The organism is Leucobacter muris, assembly GCF_004028235.1.
GTDB classification, from domain to species: domain Bacteria; phylum Actinomycetota; class Actinomycetes; order Actinomycetales; family Microbacteriaceae; genus Leucobacter; species Leucobacter muris.
This window is the reverse complement of record NZ_CP035037.1, coordinates 1,867,649-1,886,066: the sequence shown is the minus strand read 5'-3', so window position 1 is coordinate 1,886,066 and position 18,418 is coordinate 1,867,649. Positions and strand designations below refer to the sequence as shown.

The following is an 18,418-nucleotide window of genomic DNA, read 5'->3' as shown; positions in this document are numbered from 1 at the left end:
GCTCGCGGGGGCGTGGCCGCGAAACGCTGCGCGTTTCCTTGAGCGGTCGGCCGGGCGGTGACCCGACTTCGTCGGATCGATGCGCCGCTCCCGCACCCTCGCACGGTGCGACACGAACGGGCGAGGGCACGACGACCCCCGCGAAGATTTCCGGTAGGCTGGAAACGTTCAAGTCTGTTCAGAGGAGATTCATGAGTACCCAGCACGGAGACCCTGGTCACGGTGACTCGCCCGCCGCATGGACGGCGGTCGTGGTGATGCTGCTCGGCATCGCAGCCGGCACCGTCTTCTTCTTCCTGCACAACGCGACCATGGTGTGGGTGTGCGCCGGTGTGGTCGTCGTCGGCTGGATCCTCGGCTGGATCCTCTCCAAGGCCGGCTTCGGCGTGAACGGCCCGCGTTTCAGCCCCAAGTCCCACGACTGACGTGCTCGAGAACCTGCTCGCGGGCGCGCTCGAAGACGCGAATGCCCGCAGAGAGCTCCGTTCGTACGCTCAGCTCGAGGCCGCAGCGCTCGAACGCTCCGCGGCTCTCGACGCTCTGGAGGCGCTCGCCCCGGCCGATCATATGAAGGTGATCGCCGAGGTGAAGCGCGCCAGCCCCTCCCGAGGGCACCTCGCCGAGATCCCCGAGCCCCAGGCCCTCGCCGCGCAGTACGAGGCCGGCGGCGCCAGCGCGGTCAGCGTGCTGACCGAGGAGCGCAAGTTCAAGGGGTCGCTCGCCGACCTCGAAGCCGTGCGCAAGGCCGTGAGCATCCCGGTGCTGCGCAAGGACTTCATCGGCGACGAATACCAGGTGCTCGAAGCCCGCGCCGCGGGCGCTGATCTCGTGCTGCTCATCGTCGCGGCCCTGCCGCAGCACCGCCTCGAAAGCCTGCACGAGATGATCCGCGACCTGGGCATGACCCCGCTCGTCGAAGCGCACTCCGACGACGAGGTCGCGCGCGCCGTCGACCTCGGCTCCCAGCTGATCGGCGTCAACGCCCGTGACCTGCGAACCTTCGAGCTCGACCGCGACCTCTTCGGGCGCGTCGCCGACCAGATCCCGGCCGGCGTCGTGCGCGTGGCGGAGTCGGCGGTGCTCGACGTCGCCGACGTGGAGCGCTACCGCGAGGCCGGCGCCGACGCCGTGCTCGTGGGCGAGGCGCTCGTCACCGGCGATCCTGTCGCCACGCTGCAGGCGTACCTGAGCGTCTGAGCTGCGGCGACGAGGAACCCGAGGGCTGCACCACCCGCGCGACCTCCCCATCCGATCCCAGGCTCGGCACTCCGAGCATCCGAACCGATAGGCCGACATGACAGAGCAAGCGGGCGGGATTACCAGTCTCCGCGACCAGCACGGACCCTTCTTCGGCGACTACGGCGGGCGATACATGCCCGAGTCGCTCATCGCCGCGATCGACGAGCTCACCGAGGCCTACGAGGCGGCCAAGAACGACCCCTCGTTCCAAGCCGAGCTGCTCGAGCTGCTCGCCTCGTACGCCGGCCGCCCCTCGCCGATCACCGAGGTGCCCCGCTTCGCGGAGCACGCAGGCGGCGCGCGCGTCTTCCTCAAACGCGAAGACCTCAACCACACCGGCTCGCACAAGATCAACAACGTGCTCGGACAGGCCCTGCTCACCAAACGCCTCGGCAAGACCCGAGTGATCGCCGAGACCGGCGCCGGCCAGCACGGCGTCGCCACGGCGACCGCGGCCGCGCTCTTCGGGCTCGAGTGCACCATCTACATGGGCGAGGTCGACACCGAGCGCCAGGCGCTCAACGTCGCCCGCATGCAGCTGCTCGGCGCCGAGGTGGTGCCGGTGAAGGCAGGCTCGCGCACGCTCAAGGACGCGATCAACGAGGCCTACCGCGACTGGGTGGCGAGCGTCGATCGCACCAACTACATCTTCGGCACGGCCGCCGGCCCGCATCCGTTCCCGGCGATGGTGCGAGACTTCCAGAAGATCATCTCCGAGGAGGCCCGAGCGCAGCTGCTCGAGCGCACCGGCCGACTGCCTGACGCGGTCGTCGCCTGCGTGGGCGGCGGGTCGAACGCGATCGGCATGTTCGACGCGTTCCTCGACGACGAGGGCGTGAAGATCTACGGCGTCGAGGCCGCCGGCGAGGGCGTCGACACCGCGCAGCAGGCCGCCTCGATCGAGCGCGGCCGCCCCGGCGTGCTGCACGGGGCGAAGACCTACGTGCTGCAGGACGAGGACGGCCAGACGATCGAGTCGCACTCGATCTCGGCCGGCCTCGACTACCCGGGCGTCGGCCCCGAGCACGCGTGGCTCGCCGACATCGGCCGCGTGGAGTACATCCCCGCCACCGACGACGAGGCGATGCAGGCTCTGCGGCTGCTCAGCCGGACCGAGGGGATCATCCCCGCCATCGAGTCGGCGCACGCGCTCGCGGGCGCGATCCGCATCGGCCGCGAACTCGGCCCCGACGCGATCATCGCCGTGAGCCTCTCGGGCCGCGGCGACAAGGACATGGCGACCGCGGGCCGGTACTTCGGTCTGCTCGACGGCGGAACGGAGCTCGAGGGATGAGCGCGCACGAGTCATCGGTGGCGTCCGCGATCCGGGCGGCGAAGCGGGAGCGCCGCGGCGCGCTCGTGGGCTACCTGCCCGTCGGCTTCCCCGATTTCGACACGAGCGTCGACGCGGCGATCGCGATGGCCCGCAACGGCGTCGACGTGCTCGAGCTCGGCCTGCCCTACTCCGACCCCGTCATGGACGGCGCCGTCATCCAGGAGGCCACGCAGACCGCGCTGGCCCGGGGCTTCCGCGTCGCGCACGTCTTCGAGGCGGTGCGCCGCGTGCGCGAGTCCGTCGACGTGCCCGTGCTCGTGATGACCTACTGGAACCCGGTGCTGCAGTACGGGGTCGAGCGCTTCGCGACGGGGCTCGCCGAGGCCGGCGGCGCCGGCCTCATCACGCCGGACATCACCCCCGAGGCGGCCTCGGACTGGATCGAGACGAGCGAGCGCCTCGGCCTCGACCGCGTCTTCCTCGCGGCGCCCAGCTCGAGCGACGAGCGCCTGGGCCTCGTCGCCGACGCCTCGCGCGGTTTCGTCTATACCGTGTCGACCATGGGTATCACCGGCGAGCGCGCGCAGCTCGACGCCGCGGCGCGCGCCCTCACCGCGCGACTGCGCGATCAGGGCGTCGACCTCGCCTGTGTCGGCATCGGCCTCTCGACGGCCGATCAGGTGGCCTCGGCTCTCGAGTACGCCGACGGCGCCATCGTCGGCACCGCCTTCGTGCGCGCGCTGCGCGACGGCGGAGTCGAACGGCTCGCCGAGGTGGTGCGCGAGATCGCCGCCGGCACGCTTCGCCCCGATGGCGCGGTCGCCGCAGGCGCCGCGCTGTAGGATTGACACGTTCGCCGCGAGGATCCCCTCCGCGCGGCTTCCCCATGACAGATTCAGCGGCAGAGCGCCGCGAGCGATCACCGGCCAGCGCCGGAGGCGAAAGAGGAGTGGATGATTCTCCCGTTCAGTATCCCGAGCCCCGAGATGCAGTTCTTCCAGATCGGGCCGCTGCGCATCTACATCTACGCGCTGTGCATCATCGTCGGCATCATCTTCGCCGCGATCTGGACGGGTCGCCGCCTCAGCCGCCGCGGCGGTGAGAGCGGCGCTGTCTTCGACTTCCTCGTGTGGGCGCTCGTGCTCGGCATCGTGGGCGCGCGCCTCTATCACGTGGTCACCCACTGGGGCGACTACTTCGGCCCCGGCAAGAACCCGCTCGACGTCTTCGCCTTCTGGCAGGGCGGCATCGCGATCTTCGGGGCACTGCTCGGCGGCGCCATCGGCGTGCTGATCGCCTCGCGCATCACGGGCATCCGCTTCTGGTCCTTCGCCGACGCGCTCGTGCCCGGCCTGCTGCTCGCGCAGGCCGTCGGCCGACTCGGCAACTGGTTCAACCACGAGCTCTTCGGCGGCCCGACAACGCTGCCGTGGGGCCTCGAGATCGAGTCGACCAACCCCGCGTTCCCGATCGGTCTGCCCGAGGGCACCCTCTTCCACCCGACCTTCCTCTACGAGGCGGTGTGGAATCTGCTCGGCATCGTCGTGCTGCTGGCCATCGAGCGCAAGTGGCGCCCGCGCTGGGGCAAGTTCTTCGCCCTCTACCTCGTCTGGTACGGCATCGGCCGTACCGTCACCGAGTCGCTGCGCGTCGATCCCAGCCTGCTCTTCCTCGGCATCCGCACGAACGTGCTCGCCGCCTTCCTCGCGGTCGTGCTGGGCGTGATCATCCTCCTGGTGCAGTGGCGTCGCCACGTCGGCATCGAGGCCTCGGTCTACCTGCCGGGACGCCGCAACCCCGCCGACTCGGTGCTCGCCGACACCGCGAACCCCGACGAGTTCTTCCACGTCCTGCCCCACCGCGACGCCCCCGCGGCGCCCGTCGACGCTCCCTCCGAGGCATCGTCCGAGGCTCCGAGCCAGAGCGGCGGCTCGGCGGAGCCGGCCCGCACCGTCTAGTCCGACGCACTCGTCCAAGCAGCAAGGAGCCGACATGCGCCACGCCAAGATCGTCGCAACCTGGGGCCCCGCGGTCTCCAGCTACGACCACACCCTCGACCTGATCCGGGCCGGCGTCAACGTCGCGCGGCTCAACATGTCCCACGGCACCTACAACGTGCACGAGGGCATCTACCGCAACATCCGCCGCGCCGAGACCGAGGTCGGCCGACCGATCGCGGTGCTCGCCGACCTGCAGGGGCCGAAGATCCGCCTCGGCAAGTTCGAGGGCGGCCCCTACGAGCTCGAGGTCGGCGACGAGTTCGCGATCACCACCCGCGACATCATGGGCGACCGCACCATCTGCAGCACCACCCACAAAGGGCTGCCGGGCGACGTGAACCCCGGCGATCCGCTGCTCATCGACGACGGCAAGGTCGCGCTGCGGGCCGAGCGCGTCACCGAGGACACGGTGTACACCACGGTCGAGATTCCGGGCGCGGTGTCGAACAACAAGGGCATCAACCTGCCCGGCGTCTCGGTCAACGTTCCCGCGCTGTCGGACAAGGACGAGCAGGATCTGCGCTGGGCGCTGCAGCTCGGCGTCGACTACATCGCGCTCTCGTTCGTGCGCGACGCCGCCGATATCACCCGGGTGCACGAGATCATGGGCGAGGAGGGGATCCGCCTGCCCGTCATCGCGAAGATCGAGAAGCCGCAGGCCGTCGACCACCTCGAGGAGATCGTCGACGCGTTCGACGGCATCATGGTCGCCCGAGGCGACCTCGGGGTGGAGCTGCCGCTCGAGCGGGTGCCGCTCGTGCAGACCGAGGCGATCGCGTTGGCCCGCCGCAACGCCAAGCCGGTGATCGTGGCGACCCAGGTGCTCGAGTCGATGATCGAGAACCCGCGCCCCACCCGAGCCGAGGCCTCCGATTGCGCGAACGCGATCCTCGACGGAGCCGACGCCGTGATGCTGTCGGGAGAGACCAGCGTGGGCGCATACCCCGTGCAGGCCGTCGAGACCATGGCGCGCATCATCACCGCCACCGAGGACCACGCCCTCGACCGCATCGAGCCGCTCGGCACGGCGCCCCGCACGCAGGGCGGCGCCCTCACGCTCGCAGCCTCGGATGTCGCAGACTTCGTCGGCGCCCGCTACATCTGCGTGTTCACCGAGTCGGGCGACACCGTGCGGCGCATGTCGCGGCTGCGCCGCCCGATCCCGATCATCGGCTTCACCCCCGAAGCCGACACGCGTCGGCGCATGGAGCTCACCTGGGGCGCCCGCAGCTACGAGGTGCCCCGCGTCGGCAGCACCGACGAGATGTTCGCGCAGGTCGACGAGGTGCTGCTCGACCACGCTCGCGTGAATATCGGCGACAAGGTCGTGATCATCGCCGGGTCGCCCCCCGGGGTGATCGGCACCACCAACACGCTGCGCATCCACCGGATCGGCGAGGCCACCGGCCAGCTGCCCGAGGCGGGGCCGCGCAAGCACGCCCTCGGTCGCGGCGGCATCCCGGTGTGATCCGGTAGGCTAGGCTGCTGGCCCATGGAGGGTCCGTGGAGCGCGCCGCAGGCGCGCTCGTCGGGTCCTCACACGCCGGATTGGTGGAATTGGCAGACACGGCGCACTCAAAATGCGCTGCCGAAAGGTGTGCGGGTTCGAGTCCCGCATCCGGCACCGGCGCCCGCCGTCGCACGACGGGCTTCCCGCACCCAGGTATCCCGCTATCTCCCCCGAACGCAGGAGTAAACTACTCAGCATGACTGAACAGAGCACCGCACCCGCGCGACGCGTCGTCGTTGCGGAAGACGAGTCCCTGATTCGCCTCGACATCGTCGAGACGCTTCGCGACAACGGCTACGACGTGGTCGGCGAAGCCGGTGACGGCGAGGAGGCAGTGCGCCTCGTCGAGGAGCTGCGCCCCGATCTGGTGGTCATGGACGTGAAGATACCCAAGCTCGACGGCATCTCGGCGGCCGAGCAGATCAACAAGGAGCACATCGCACCGGTGGTGCTGCTCACCGCCTTCAGCCAGCGCGAGCTCGTGGAGCGCGCCACCGAGGCGGGCGCCCTCGCCTACGTGGTGAAGCCGTTCACCCCGGCCGATCTGATCCCCGCGATCGAGATCGCGCTCTCGCGCTTCCAGCAGATCGTCGCCCTCGAGAGCGAGGTCGCCGACCTCGCCGAGCGCTTCGAGACCCGCAAGCTGGTCGACCGCGCGAAGGGGATCCTCAATGACAAGATGGGGCTCAGCGAGCCCGAGGCCTTCCGCTGGATCCAAAAGGCGTCGATGGATCGCCGCCTCACGATGCAGGACGTCGCGAAGACGATCATCGATCAGCTCGGCCCGAAGAAGGACTGACATCCGATGCGGAGAAGCGCCCCGGCCGAACGGCCGGGGCGCTTCTCTGTGAGCCGTGGAGGGCTCGGTGCGCGTCTCGCCCCCGGAGCTTCGGCTCCGGGCCTCGGCCGCGGGCCTCAGCCGACCCGCTTGTAGAAGTTCGTGATGCGCACGGTCGAGCAGCGGCGACCCTGGTCGTCGCTCACCACGATCTCGTGCACCGTGATGGATCGGCCGAGCTTGATCGGCGTGCAGACACCCGTGACGACGCCCGAGGTGGCGGATCCGGTGTGCGTCGCGTTGATGTCGATGCCGACTGCGACGTGGCCCTCTGGTGCGACGAAGTTGGCGTGCATCGAGCCGAGGGTCTCGCCGAGCACGACGTAGGCGCCGCCGTGCAGCAGCATCACCGGCTGCGTGTTGCCCTCGACGGGCATCGTGGCGACGGCCCGGTCGCGCTCGAACTCGACGACCTCGATGCCCATGCGATCTGCGAGGGCGCCGAGGCCGCGCTCGCGGATGTAGTCCAGGCCCGGCGACGTCGCCCGCGGATCGGGGGAGTGCTGGGCGGTCTCGGGCGCGGAGGAAGCGGTCATGTCGCGGCTGGTTCCTTGTCGGTGGCGGCTTGTAGGCTGGACGCGTGTCGAATACGCCTCAGCCTACTCTCATGATCATCGACGGCCACTCGCTGGCCTTCCGGGCGTTCTACGCCCTGCCCGTCGACAGCTTCCAGACGCAGACCGGGCAGCACACCAATGCCATCCACGGCTTCATCTCGATGCTCATCAACCTGCTCGGCAACGAGAATCCCGACGCGCTGGCCATCGCCTTCGACATCTCGCGGTACTCGTTCCGCACCGAGGAGTACCCCGAGTACAAGGGCACCCGGGGGGAGACCCCGCCCGAGTTCAAGGGTCAGGTGCCGCTGCTGCAGGAGGCGCTGCACGCCATGGGTATCCGCACCCTCGAGAAAGAGAACTACGAGGCCGACGACATCCTCGCGACCCTCGCGACCCGCGGCGCCGACGCCGGCTACCGGGTGCTCGTGGTCAGCGGCGATCGAGACACGATCCAGCTCGTCGACGACCGCATCACGCTGCTCTACCCCTCCAAGCAGGGCGACAGCGAGCTCACCCGCTACGACGCCGAGAAGGTGATGGAGCGCTACGGGGTGCGCCCAGAGCAGTACCCGGAGATCGCCGCCCTCGTGGGCGAGACGAGCGACAATCTGCCCGGCGTGCCGCGCGTCGGCGAGAAGACCGCGGTGAAGTGGATCAATCAGTTCGGCTCGCTCGAGGAGATCCTGCGCAGACAGGACGAGATCGGGGGCAAGGTCGGCGAGAGCCTGCGCGAGAACGCCCACCTCGCCGAGCGCAACCGGCGTCTGAACCGTCTCGTGCGCGACGTCGAGCTCGAGATCACGCTCGACGAGCTGAAGCGCGGTGAGATCGACATGGCCGCCGTGCAGCAGGTGTTCGCGAAGCTCGAGTTCCGCACGCTGCTGCAGCGGGTCGGTAAACTCGCGGGCGCCGAGGTGCCGGCCGGGGGAGCGACCGCGGTGTCTCTCGTGCCCGAGCAGCCGCAGGCGAAGAACCTCATCGACGAGGAGCTGGCCGACTGGCTGGCGAAGGTCGAGCGCCCCGCCGTGCTCATGCAGCAGAGCGGCGCCGGGTTCGAGGTGGGTGTCGCCACACCCGACTCGTCGGTGCTGTTCCACTGGCAGCCCGGCGGTCGCGACTACTCGCTCTTCGAGCAGTGGCTCGCCTCCGACGCGCCCAAGGTGTTCTTCGATGCGAAGCAGCAGATCGCGGTCGCGGCCCGCGCCGGCGCTGCGATCGGCGGCATCGAGGGCGACCTGCTGCTCGCCTCGTGGCTGCTGCGCCCCCAGACTCCTGACAAGTCGATCTCCGAGGCCGTGTTCCGCTTCCTCGGCGAGCAGGTGCCCGAGGGCGACCCGAACCAGCTCGTTCCCGACGAGGGCTCCGTCGCCGACTCCGCGGCGCTCGCCTGGTACATCGCCCGCGCGCACGACTCGGCCGTCTCCCGTTTCGAGTCGCGCACGGCCGACATCTACCACGACATCGAGCTGCCGCTCGTGCCGGTGCTCGCGGCGCTCGAGCAACGGGGCGTGCAGATCGACCTGCCGCTGCTCGAGGCGCACAACGCCGAGCTGACCACGCGCGTGGCCGATCTGCAGCAGCAGGCCTTCGACGCGATCGGCCGCGAGGTCAACCTCTCGTCTCCGAAACAGCTGCAGGAGGTGCTCTTCGAGCAACTCGACATGCCGAAGACCCGCAAGACGAAGAGCGGGTACACGACCGACGCGGCAGCGCTCGCCGATCTGCGCGTCAAGAACCCGCACCCCTTCCTCGATGCGCTACTCGCGCACCGCGACGCGAACAAGCTGCGGCAGATGGTCGAGACGCTCATCAAGGCGGTGCAGGACGACGGGCGGATCCGCACGACGTTCGTACAGACGGGCTCGAGCACGGGCCGCCTCGCCTCCACCGACCCCAACCTGCAGAACATTCCGGTGCGTTCGGAGGAGGGCCGCCGCATTCGCGAGGGCTTCATCCACGCCCCCGAGTACGAGGCGCTGATGACGGCCGACTACGCGCAGATCGAGATGCGCATCATGGCGCACCTCTCGGGAGACGAGGGGCTGATCGAGGCCTTCCGGCAGGGCGAGGATCTGCACCGCTTCGTGGGCGGCCGCATCTTCGGAGTGCCGCCCGAGGAGGTGACGAGCGAGATGCGCTCGAAGGTGAAGGCCATGTCGTACGGCCTCGCCTACGGCCTCTCGGCATTCGGCCTCTCGAAGCAGTTGAACATCTCCGCCGCCGAGGCCCGCCAGCTCATGGAAGACTATTTCGAGCGGTTCGGCGGGGTGCGCGACTACCTGCGCTCCGTGGTCGATCAGGCCAAGCGCGACACCTTCACCGAGACGATCTTCGGGCGGCGGCGGCCGTTCCCCGATCTCGCGAGCCCCAACCGCATCCTGCGCGAGAATGCCGAGCGCGCGGCACTCAACGCCCCGATCCAGGGTTCGGCGGCCGACATCATCAAGCGCGCCATGATCCAGGTCGAGCAGCGCATGCTCGCCGCGGGCATGCGGTCGCGCATGCTGCTGCAGATCCACGACGAGCTCATGTTCGAGGTCGCCGAGGGAGAGTGGGACGCCCTCGAGGAGATCGTGCGCGCCGAGATGGCGGGCGCCGCCGAGCTCTCGGTGCCGCTCGAGGTGCAGGTGGGGCGCGGAGCGAACTGGAACGCGGCCGCGCACTAGGCGCCGCGCCGGCGCCGCGGGTCGATCCGGCCCCGACTTCCGCGTGATTCCGCGACTGGCCGAACGGTCGAGTCGCGGAATCACGCGTTTCGGCGCGGTCGGGCCGCAGCGGCTGATTGGATCGGGAACATGGAAATCACGAAACAGGACTTCGGGCGATTCGTCACAGAGCGGCGCCGCGCCGGCGGCCTCACCCAGCGTCAGCTCGCCGAGCGGCTGCACGTCACGGAGTCGGCCGTGTCCAAGTGGGAGCGCGGCCTCTCCTATCCCGACATCACCCTGGTGCAGGCGATCGCGGCCGAGCTCGGGGTCAGCGGGCAGGAGCTGATCAGCGCGAGCGAGGATCGCGAGGGGCGCGCCGACAAGCGCGATGCCCGCAGCTACCGCGGGTGGCGCAGCGCGATCCTCTGGACGACGCTGCTCTCGTGGACCGCCGCGATCCTCGCCTGCTTCATCGTCAACCTCTCGGTGCAGCACACGCTCAGCTGGTTCTGGGTCGTGCTGCCGGCCGTCGGCATCGCGTTCTGCCTGACCACACTCCCGCTGCTGCCCGTGCCCGGACCCGGCTGGCTGGCGCTCGGGGGCTCGACCGCCTGCCTCATGGCCCTGCTGCTCGTGGTATGGCTGCAGTTCTCGACCGGGTCGTGGCTCGTCATCGCGGTCTCGGCGGTGGTGTTCGCGCTGCTGCTCGTCTTCACACCGATCTGGCTGACGGTGCTGCATCTGCCCGGCGGGCTGCGGCGGCACCGCACGCTGCTCGTCCTCGTCATCGAGACCGCAGCGCTGCTGCTCTTCCTGCTGATCGTGTTCGTCGCGATCGGGCGGGCCGAGCTGTGGTTGTGGCCCGCACTGCCGATCGCGGCGATCGGCGCGGCGCCGATCTGGGTCTCGGCTCTCGCAATCCGCTACCTGCCGCTGCCGGGGCTCGCGGTGGCCGCCCTCGTGACGGCGTTTCTCGGATGCTGCGCGCTGGTGATGGATCGCGCGGTCGCGGCTGTGCTCGGGCAGCCCGACGAGTGGGCGCTCGATCTCGGGTCCTGGAACGCCGAGACGATCGAGACGAACATCCAGTTCTTCATCTTCCTCGCGGCGCTCGCGGTCGCGTTGCTGCTCGGGATCTCCGCACTCGCCCGGGCGGCCTCGGGCCCGACCCGCAAGGCTCCAGCGGCGGTGTGAGACCCGGCGCGGGAGCCCGCCGCGACGGCCGCGAAACGCGGGCGGCTCTGCACTTGATCCCGGGCGTGTCCTCGGGATAAGATCGAGTGTCACTTTTCTGTGGCGACTCAACCATGTCCACGTGTGGGAGCGACTCGCGGATCTGAGCGATCCGACCGCGTCCGTGCGACCACCTGATTCCATGTCCATTCTGGAGACCAATTTCATGACGAACGCAACGACCGAGAGCAAGCAGGTCGCAGTTAACGACATCGGCTCAGCCGACGACTTCCTTGCAGCGGTCGAATCGACCCTGAAGTTCTTCAACGACGGCGACCTCATCGAGGGCACCGTGGTGAAGATCGACCGCGACGAGGTGCTCCTCGACGTCGGTTACAAGACCGAGGGTGTCATCCCCTCGCGCGAGCTGTCCATCAAGCACGACGTGAACCCCGATGAGGTCGTTCAGGTCGGCGATCCCGTAGAGGCGCTCGTGCTCCAGAAGGAGGACAAGGAAGGTCGCCTCATCCTGTCCAAGAAGCGTGCTCAGTACGAGCGCGCCTGGGGCGATGTGGAGAAGATCAAGGAGAACGAGGGCGTTGTCACCGGCACCGTCATCGAGGTCGTCAAGGGCGGCCTGATCGTCGACATCGGGCTGCGCGGCTTCCTCCCCGCCTCGCTCATCGAGCTGCGCCGCGTGCGCGACCTGACCCCCTACCTGGGTCAGGAGATCGAGGCCAAGATCCTTGAACTCGACAAGAACCGCAACAACGTGGTGCTGTCGCGTCGCGCGCTCCTCGAGGAGACGCAGTCGGCGACCCGCTCCTCGTTCCTCGCGGAGCTCAAGCCCGGCCAGGTGCGCAAGGGCGTCATCTCGTCGATCGTCAACTTCGGCGCGTTCGTCGACCTGGGCGGCGTGGACGGCCTCGTGCACGTCTCCGAGCTGTCCTGGAAGCACATCGAGCACGCCTCCGACGTGGTCGAGGTCGGCCAGGAGGTCACCGTCGAGGTGCTCTCCGTCGAGCTGGATCGCGAGCGCGTCTCGCTCTCGCTGAAGGCCACCCAGGAGGACCCGTGGCAGGTCTTCGCCCGCACGCACGCGATCGGCCAGATCGCCCCGGGCGTCGTCACCAAGCTTGTGCCCTTCGGCGCGTTCGTGCGCGTCGCGGACGGCATCGAGGGCCTCGTGCACATCTCGGAGCTGTCGGGTCAGCACGTCGAGCTCGCCGAGCAGGTCGTGCAGGCGGGCCAGGAGGTCTTCGTCAAGATCATCGATATCGATCTCGACCGTCGCCGCATCTCGCTCAGCCTCAAGCAGGCCAACGAGGGCGTCGACCCCGAGGGCACCGAGTTCGACCCGGCGCTGTACGGCATGACCACCGAGTACGACGAGAACGGCGAGTACAAGTACCCCGAGGGCTTCGATCCCGAGACCCAGGAGTGGAAGGAAGGCTTCGAGTCGCAGCGCGAGAAGTGGGAGCAGGAGTACGCTGCTGCCCAGGAGCGCTGGGAGGCTCACAAGAAGCAGGTCGCCGCTTCGCTCGTCGAGGCCGCCGCGGCTCCCGCCGCCGACGCCCCCTCGTCGAGCTTCTCGAGCGATTCGTCGTCGGCCGGCGCACTGGCTGACGACGCCGCTCTCGCCGCGCTGAAGGCTCAGCTCGAGGGCAACTGAGATTCGTCGGCCGAGCGTTCAGCTCGGCGGTGAGTTCGCGAAGGCCCGGCCCCTGTTCGGGGGCCGGGCCTTCGGCGTATCGGGATCCGGACCGCGGCTCGGGCGAAGCGCTCGCGCCGCGCGCCGCGCTTGCCGCTTCGTCGGTGGGCTCGGGCGCCCCCGCGCTGCGCGAGCAGCCCCCGCGCTGCGGGAGAGTCGAGAACTGCTCGGGATCGGGCAGGGGAGCGCAGTTCTCTCCCACTCGCCGGGGACCGATCGGGCGGAGTCGCCGCTCAGATCGGGGGCGATGTCTCGCCTGCCGCCGCCCGCTGCTCCCGGCGCCGCAGCTGAGCGCGCCGCAGTCTGCGAACCAGCACCCCGACGACCACGATGAGCAGTACGAGCGCGAGCACCGGCACCACGACTGCGAGTAGGGTGAGCACGAGCGCACCGATGTCCTCGAAGAAACTCGACACCGCCGCGCCGGCCCCGCCGGTCAGCGCATTGAGCACCGGTCGCGCGATCGCCTTCAGCAGGTGCGGTACGAGCGCGACGAGCACGCCCAGCACGAACGGCCAGAACTCGGCCGAGGTGACGAAGGCCGCGGGATCGGCGACGGCGACCGTCTCGCTCGACGACCCAGCGGCGAAGACCATGCCGCCCGAAGCCGGGCGCACCACGGTCTGCAGCACGTCGTTGGCCGTGTCGAGCACGGGGAACTTGTCGACCAGCACCTCGACGACGAGCAGCACGCCCAGGACGCCGAGACTCCACCCGTTCTCGAGCCACGCCCACCCCGACGGCAGCTGCACGATGTCGGTGAACCGCGAGAGCAGCCCGAGCCCGAGCAGTGGGATGTAGGCGTTCAGCCCCGCCGACGCCGCGAGCGTGATGCCGGTGATGAGTTCGAGCATGCCGCCAGCATAACCGGGCGGGCCGCTCCGCTGCCGGTATCGTGAACCCCATGAAACTGATCGCGCTGACGGGCGGCATCGCCTCGGGCAAGTCGACGATCGGCCGGCGCCTCGCCGAACTGGGCGCGGTGCGCATCGACGCGGATCAGCTGGCCCGGGAGGCGGTGGCGCCCGGATCGCCCGGGCTCGAGCGCGTGGCCGAACGCTTCGGCGAGGGGGTGCTCGGAGCGCAGGGCGAGCTGAACCGCGCGGCGCTGGGCGGCATCGTCTTCGGCGATCCCGAGGCGCTCGCCGCGCTCAACGGCATCGTGCACCCAGAGGTGCGTCGCATCGCCGACGAGCGGATCGCAGCGGCCGAGGCCGATGACCCCGAGGCCGTGGTCGTGTACGAGATCCCGCTGCTCGTCGAGACGGGCGCGGTACGAGATTCCGACTGGGATCTCGTGCTCGTCGCCGACGCCCCCGCCGCTCAGCGCATCGCGCGCATGGTGGAGCTGCGGGGCATGAGCGAGGCCGACGCCCGCGCCCGCATCGCGCACCAGGCCAGTGACGAGGATCGGCGGGCGGTCGCCGACCGCATCATCGACACCTCGGGCAGCGAGGCCGAAACCCTCGCGCAGGTCGACGCGCTGTGGAGCGATCTGCACTCGGGATGAGCGCCTGCGCGCCCGACGCACCGCGGTCTCGGGGCGGCTATGCGCGAGCGAACTCGGCCAGCCAGTCGAGCCGCAGCTGCGCGATGAACGCCAGCAGCACGTAGCAGAACACCACGATCACCCAGGTCCACGAGTAGAGCCGCGTGAAAACGTTCCGCGTAGCCGCGGTCGTGGGCACGTCGCCCGAGGCGTAGGGGCGGAACGCGGTGACCCACCACAGCGGGATCATCACGGTCCAGACGACCATGCACCAGGGGCAGAGGGTACCGAGCACGAACACGCTCTGCGAGAACAGCCAGCAGATGAAGACGAAGCCGCCGAGCAGTCCCAGCTGGTACACCCGCCAGAACCAGGGCGAGAAGCGCGCGCCCGCCAGAAGGGCGACGCCCATCGCGATGGGCGCGATGAAGGCCGAGACGCCGATGATGGTGTTGCTGAAGCCGAACAGCGACCCCTGCCACGAGCCCATGTTCGGGCCGCAGGTGACGAGCACGCTCACGGCGCAGTTCGGCACGTAGTCGGGGTTCGCGAGCGTCTTCATGTACTCGGTGAGCAGTTCGAACGACGCGAACCAGCCGATCGCCCCGGCGACGATCGAGAAGACGGCGAAGGCGAGGGGGCGCTGGGAGACGCGGGGCTCGGGGCTCATGGGGCGATCTTATCCGGATGCGCCTGAAAGACGCGGGTCGCGCGGCGAACCTCGTGCTCAGCCGACTCCGTGACATAATGGAGTGCGGTGCGAGATGCCGAGAAGGCGTATCGCACGCACAGTCTTTTGACTGCCGAGAGGCGGTCACCGGTCGAAGACCGACCGAGCGCGAGTGCGCGGCATTCGCGGAGAACAGGATTTGCGGATCACACCGCACGAGTAGGGTTTCCGGCGAGAACGAGATTCTCCCCGGGTAGAGGAGACACCAGGAATGGTGAACAGCACAACAGAAGACCACCGCGAAGAGCCTGCGGGCGACGAGCCCGCGCAGACCGCAGAGACGACGCCGAGCGGCAACGGGGTTGCCGCGGCCGAGCAGCCCGCCCTCGCCGATACGGCCGATGGTGCATCGGGTGAGGCGCCCTCGGCTGAGGCCGCCTCCGCTGAAGCCGCCCCTGCGCCGGAGCAGAACGCTTCGGAGTCGAGCGGCGACGGTTTCGACGGCGCCGTCGCTGCGCCCGCCGAGGGCGATCCCGAGCAGCCGAAGAAGCCCGAAGCGCCGAAGCTGCTGCTGCCGCTCGCCGAGATGACGCCCGAGGAGCGCTTCCGCGCGACCACGAGGCTGATCTTCCTCGCCCCCGACGTGCCCCCGGTGCAGCCGCGCCCCCGCCGCATCGACTGGCGCCAGAGCGACTCCTTCCACGGCCAGGTCGAGCCTCGCCAGGGCGAGCTCAGCCAGCTCGATGAGCTGCTCGATCAGCGGTTCCAGCGCGACGACGAGCCCGCGGACCGCGAGAACGGCTCGGGATCGCGCCGCACGCGCCGCCGCTCCGGCGGATCGGATCCGGACCGATCCGACGACGAACCGCGCCGCCGCGAGCGCCAGGCCCCCGTGATCACCGAGCCGCAGAAGGTGAAGGGATCCACCCGGCTCGAGGCGAAGAAGCAGCGGCGCCGCGACGGACGCGACGCCGGCCGTCGGCGCATGGTCATCACCGAGTCCGAGTTCCTCGCGCGCCGCGAGGCGGTGGACCGCGAGATGATCGTGCGCACCACCGCGGACCGCGTGCAGATCGGCGTGCTCGAGGACAAGGTGCTCGTCGAGCACTACGTGGCGCGCTCGAGCGAATCGTCGCTCATCGGCAACGTCTACCTGGGCCGCGTGCAGAACGTGCTGCCGAGCATGGAGGCGGCGTTCGTCGACATCGGACGCGGCCGCAACGCGGTGCTCTACTCGGGCGAGGTCGACTGGTCGGAGTTCGAGGGAGGCAACACGGCCCGCCGCATCGAGAACGCCCTCAAGCCCGGCGATCAGGTGCTCGTGCAGGTCACGAAGGACCCGGTCGGCCACAAGGGCGCTCGCCTCACGAGCCAGATCTCCCTGCCCGGACGCTTCCTGGTCTACGTGCCGGGCGGCGCGATGAACGGCATCTCCCGCAAGCTTCCCGACACCGAGCGCGCGCGCCTCAAGAAGATCCTCAAGGAGGTGCTGCCGAGCGGCGCCGGAGTGATCGTTCGCACCGCCGCGGAGGGCGCCAGCGAGGATCAGCTCACGCACGACGTGCAGCGGCTCACCCGCCAGTGGGAGTCCATCCAGAAGCGCGTCGAGAAGGGCGGCGGCCCCGTGCTGCTGCACTCCGAGCCAGACATGCTCATCAAGATCGTGCGCGACGTCTTCAACGAGGACTTCCACCGGCTGCGCATCGCGGGCGACGACACCTACGAGACGATCGAGCGCTACCTCTCGCAGGTGGCCCCGGATCTGCTGCAGCGCGTCGAGCGCTACGAGGGCGAACGCGACATCTTCGACGAGTACCGGGTCAGCGAGCAGATCGCGAAGGCGCTCGACCGCAAGGTCTGGCTGCCCTCCGGCGGTTCGCTCGTGATCGACCGCACCGAGGCCATGACCGTGGTCGACGTGAACACCGGCAAGTTCGTGGGATCGGGCGGCAACCTCGAGGAGACCGTCACCAAGAACAACCTCGAGGCCGCCGAGGAGATCGTCCGGCAGCTGCGGCTGCGCGACATCGGCGGCATCATCGTGGTCGACTTCATCGACATGGTGCTCGAATCGAACCGGGATCTCGTGCTGCGCCGCTTGGTCGAGTGCCTCAGCCGCGACCGCACCAAGCACCAGGTCGCGGAGGTCACCTCCCTCGGTCTCGTGCAGATGACCCGCAAGAAGCTGGGCCTCGGCCTGCTCGAGTCGTTCAGCGAGCCCTGCGAGGTCTGCGCCGGCCGCGGCGTCATCGTGCATCACGAGCCCGTGACGAAGCACCGCAGCGAGGGATCCTCGCGCGGCTCGAAGCGCGGCAAGGGATCGCAGTCGCAGTCGCAGCAGCACCAGCACGACAGCAAGAGCCAGGCCCACGCCATCACCGACGGCGCGAAGAACATGCTCGCGCAGGTGGCGGCCTCGACCATCCAGGGCTCCAAGCCCGAGGAGCGCTCGGAGGGCCACGGCCCCGAGCCGCGCGACTCCCGCGACAGTCGTGGCGGATCGAGCTCCCGCGACGAGAAGGTGAGCGGCAAGGTCTCCTCGCGCCCCTCGCGCGAACCCGCCGCGACGCGCGGCCGCGCGCCGGAACCCCAGGCGCCGGTGAGCGGCACGCTGCTCGACTCGGTGCTCGACGCGCTGCCCGAGGCTCCGAGTGCTGGCACCGGCCGCGCACGCAGCCGGCGCGTCTCGACCGCCCCGCTGCGGGGCGGCGCCGAACGGCCGGCGACCGCGACGAGCGACGACGATGCGAAGTCGGCTCAGCAAGCGCTCGCGGAGGCGCTCGACGCCACCGCGCGCCGCAAGGACGCCGGGCAGGAGTGACACGCGGAGCGGCCTATTTGACCGCATCCGGTAGTTCACGATATTATTGAGCGTTGGTGTCACCCCGTGGGTGAAGGCACCTCAGACTTCGAAGGCGGCACGGCTGCGCTTCGACACGAGAAGAAGATCCTCAAGAAAAGGGTGACAAGTGGTTTACGCAGTAGTGCGCACAAGCGGCCGTCAGGAGAAGGTCGAGGTCGGCTCGATCATCACGGTGAATCGTGTGGCGGGCGACGCCAAGGGCAAGCTTCAGCTTCCCGCGGTGCTCCTCGTTGATGGCGACAAGGTGACGACCGACGCCGCGGCTCTCGCCAAGGTCAAGGTGACCGCCGAGGTGCTCAACGACCTCCGCGGTCCGAAGATCGTCATCCAGCGCTACAAGAACAAGACCGGTTACAAGAGCCGCCAGGGTCACCGTCAGGATCTGACCCGCATCAAGGTCACCGGCATCAAGTAACCGCCTCGGCAACACTGAAGGAGTAG

The 18,418-nt window shown here is 69.4% G+C and carries 16 protein-coding genes and 1 tRNA gene; 14 read left to right on the top strand and 3 right to left on the bottom strand.

The window, feature by feature from the left end:
• Positions 1 to 191 precede the first annotated feature (191 nt).
• The 8 genes from Leucomu_RS08885 (at position 192) to Leucomu_RS08850 (ending at position 6,824) form a co-directional block, all read left to right on the top strand.
• Entirely contained in the window at positions 192 to 425 is a 234-nt protein-coding gene (locus tag Leucomu_RS08885) for an HGxxPAAW family protein (protein ID WP_031290134.1), read from the top strand.
• 1 nt (position 426) lies between these two features.
• A complete protein-coding gene (trpC, locus tag Leucomu_RS08880; protein WP_128386988.1) occupies positions 427 to 1,197 on the top strand; it encodes an indole-3-glycerol phosphate synthase TrpC in 771 nt (256 codons plus the stop codon).
• 97 nt (positions 1,198 to 1,294) lie between these two features.
• Positions 1,295 to 2,533, top strand: coding sequence for a tryptophan synthase subunit beta (gene trpB, locus Leucomu_RS08875; RefSeq protein WP_017884550.1), 1,239 nt, complete (start codon positions 1,295 to 1,297; stop codon positions 2,531 to 2,533).
• Positions 2,530 to 3,357 carry a tryptophan synthase subunit alpha gene (gene trpA / locus Leucomu_RS08870; protein WP_128386987.1) on the top strand — a complete coding sequence of 276 codons (828 nt, stop codon included), beginning with the start codon at positions 2,530 to 2,532 and terminating at the stop codon, positions 3,355 to 3,357. Before trpB ends, trpA begins: the two co-directional genes overlap by 4 nt.
• Before the next feature lie 111 nt (positions 3,358 to 3,468).
• The gene (lgt, locus tag Leucomu_RS08865) at positions 3,469 to 4,473 is read left to right on the top strand and encodes a prolipoprotein diacylglyceryl transferase (RefSeq protein ID WP_017884552.1); all 1,005 of its coding nucleotides are present in this window, start codon (positions 3,469 to 3,471) and stop codon (positions 4,471 to 4,473) included.
• A gap of 34 nt (positions 4,474 to 4,507) precedes the next feature.
• Entirely contained in the window at positions 4,508 to 5,983 is a 1,476-nt protein-coding gene (gene pyk / locus Leucomu_RS08860) for a pyruvate kinase (RefSeq protein ID WP_017884553.1), read from the top strand.
• A gap of 74 nt (positions 5,984 to 6,057) precedes the next feature.
• Positions 6,058 to 6,139: transfer RNA gene (locus Leucomu_RS08855), tRNA-Leu, on the top strand.
• Positions 6,140 to 6,221: 82 nt separating this feature from the next.
• Positions 6,222 to 6,824, top strand: a complete 603-nt coding sequence (locus Leucomu_RS08850; RefSeq protein WP_128386986.1) for an ANTAR domain-containing response regulator — start codon at positions 6,222 to 6,224, stop codon at positions 6,822 to 6,824.
• 116 nt (positions 6,825 to 6,940) lie between these two features.
• Here the strand turns inward: Leucomu_RS08850 and Leucomu_RS08845 are convergent, their stop codons facing one another.
• Positions 6,941 to 7,399 carry a hotdog fold thioesterase gene (locus Leucomu_RS08845; RefSeq protein ID WP_017884555.1) on the bottom strand — a complete coding sequence of 153 codons (459 nt, stop codon included), beginning with the start codon at positions 7,397 to 7,399 and terminating at the stop codon, positions 6,941 to 6,943.
• A gap of 71 nt (positions 7,400 to 7,470) precedes the next feature.
• Between Leucomu_RS08845 and polA the strand changes: the two genes are divergently transcribed.
• The 3 genes from polA to rpsA all read left to right on the top strand — a co-directional run bounded on the left by polA (position 7,471) and on the right by rpsA (position 12,916).
• Complete coding sequence (gene polA, locus Leucomu_RS08840; protein ID WP_194294539.1) at positions 7,471 to 10,089, top strand: DNA polymerase I; 2,619 nt, start codon at positions 7,471 to 7,473, stop codon at positions 10,087 to 10,089.
• A gap of 129 nt (positions 10,090 to 10,218) precedes the next feature.
• Positions 10,219 to 11,265: a helix-turn-helix domain-containing protein gene (locus tag Leucomu_RS08835; RefSeq protein WP_128386984.1), complete on the top strand. Its 1,047-nt coding sequence runs from the start codon at positions 10,219 to 10,221 to the stop codon at positions 11,263 to 11,265.
• A 205-nt stretch (positions 11,266 to 11,470) separates the two neighbouring features.
• Positions 11,471 to 12,916: a 30S ribosomal protein S1 gene (gene rpsA, locus Leucomu_RS08830; RefSeq protein WP_017884558.1), complete on the top strand. Its 1,446-nt coding sequence runs from the start codon at positions 11,471 to 11,473 to the stop codon at positions 12,914 to 12,916.
• A gap of 272 nt (positions 12,917 to 13,188) precedes the next feature.
• On the opposite strand, the gene Leucomu_RS08825 is transcribed toward rpsA, so the two are convergent.
• Positions 13,189 to 13,809, bottom strand: a complete 621-nt coding sequence (locus tag Leucomu_RS08825) for a DUF4126 domain-containing protein (RefSeq protein ID WP_128386983.1) — start codon at positions 13,807 to 13,809, stop codon at positions 13,189 to 13,191.
• Between the two features lie 50 nt (positions 13,810 to 13,859).
• Here Leucomu_RS08825 and coaE point away from each other — a divergent pair, with 50 nt between their 5' ends.
• Positions 13,860 to 14,465 carry a dephospho-CoA kinase gene (gene coaE, locus Leucomu_RS08820; protein WP_017884560.1) on the top strand — a complete coding sequence of 202 codons (606 nt, stop codon included), beginning with the start codon at positions 13,860 to 13,862 and terminating at the stop codon, positions 14,463 to 14,465.
• 37 nt (positions 14,466 to 14,502) lie between these two features.
• Here the strand turns inward: coaE and Leucomu_RS08815 are convergent, their stop codons facing one another.
• Positions 14,503 to 15,114, bottom strand: a complete 612-nt coding sequence (locus tag Leucomu_RS08815; RefSeq protein WP_128386982.1) for a vitamin K epoxide reductase family protein — start codon at positions 15,112 to 15,114, stop codon at positions 14,503 to 14,505.
• A gap of 271 nt (positions 15,115 to 15,385) precedes the next feature.
• Here Leucomu_RS08815 and Leucomu_RS08810 point away from each other — a divergent pair, with 271 nt between their 5' ends.
• On the top strand, positions 15,386 to 17,935 hold the full coding sequence (locus tag Leucomu_RS08810; protein ID WP_128386981.1) for an Rne/Rng family ribonuclease: 2,550 nt from the start codon (positions 15,386 to 15,388) through the stop codon (positions 17,933 to 17,935).
• A gap of 148 nt (positions 17,936 to 18,083) precedes the next feature.
• Positions 18,084 to 18,392, top strand: coding sequence for a 50S ribosomal protein L21 (rplU, locus tag Leucomu_RS08805; RefSeq protein WP_024355746.1), 309 nt, complete (start codon positions 18,084 to 18,086; stop codon positions 18,390 to 18,392).
• Positions 18,393 to 18,418 lie beyond the last annotated feature (26 nt).

Coding starts and splice junctions, on each gene's coding strand:
- Leucomu_RS08885 (WP_031290134.1), top strand. CDS start 192: ATGAGTACCCAGCACGGAGACCCTGGTCACGGTGACTCGCCCGCCGCA.
- trpB (WP_017884550.1), top strand. CDS start 1,295: ATGACAGAGCAAGCGGGCGGGATTACCAGTCTCCGCGACCAGCACGGA.
- trpA (WP_128386987.1), top strand. CDS start 2,530: ATGAGCGCGCACGAGTCATCGGTGGCGTCCGCGATCCGGGCGGCGAAG.
- lgt (WP_017884552.1), top strand. CDS start 3,469: ATGATTCTCCCGTTCAGTATCCCGAGCCCCGAGATGCAGTTCTTCCAG.
- pyk (WP_017884553.1), top strand. CDS start 4,508: ATGCGCCACGCCAAGATCGTCGCAACCTGGGGCCCCGCGGTCTCCAGC.
- Leucomu_RS08850 (WP_128386986.1), top strand. CDS start 6,222: ATGACTGAACAGAGCACCGCACCCGCGCGACGCGTCGTCGTTGCGGAA.
- Leucomu_RS08845 (WP_017884555.1), bottom strand. CDS start 7,399: ATGACCGCTTCCTCCGCGCCCGAGACCGCCCAGCACTCCCCCGATCCG.
- polA (WP_194294539.1), top strand. CDS start 7,471: ATGATCATCGACGGCCACTCGCTGGCCTTCCGGGCGTTCTACGCCCTG.
- Leucomu_RS08835 (WP_128386984.1), top strand. CDS start 10,219: ATGGAAATCACGAAACAGGACTTCGGGCGATTCGTCACAGAGCGGCGC.
- rpsA (WP_017884558.1), top strand. CDS start 11,471: ATGACGAACGCAACGACCGAGAGCAAGCAGGTCGCAGTTAACGACATC.
- Leucomu_RS08825 (WP_128386983.1), bottom strand. CDS start 13,809: ATGCTCGAACTCATCACCGGCATCACGCTCGCGGCGTCGGCGGGGCTG.
- coaE (WP_017884560.1), top strand. CDS start 13,860: ATGAAACTGATCGCGCTGACGGGCGGCATCGCCTCGGGCAAGTCGACG.
- Leucomu_RS08815 (WP_128386982.1), bottom strand. CDS start 15,114: ATGAGCCCCGAGCCCCGCGTCTCCCAGCGCCCCCTCGCCTTCGCCGTC.
- Leucomu_RS08810 (WP_128386981.1), top strand. CDS start 15,386: ATGGTGAACAGCACAACAGAAGACCACCGCGAAGAGCCTGCGGGCGAC.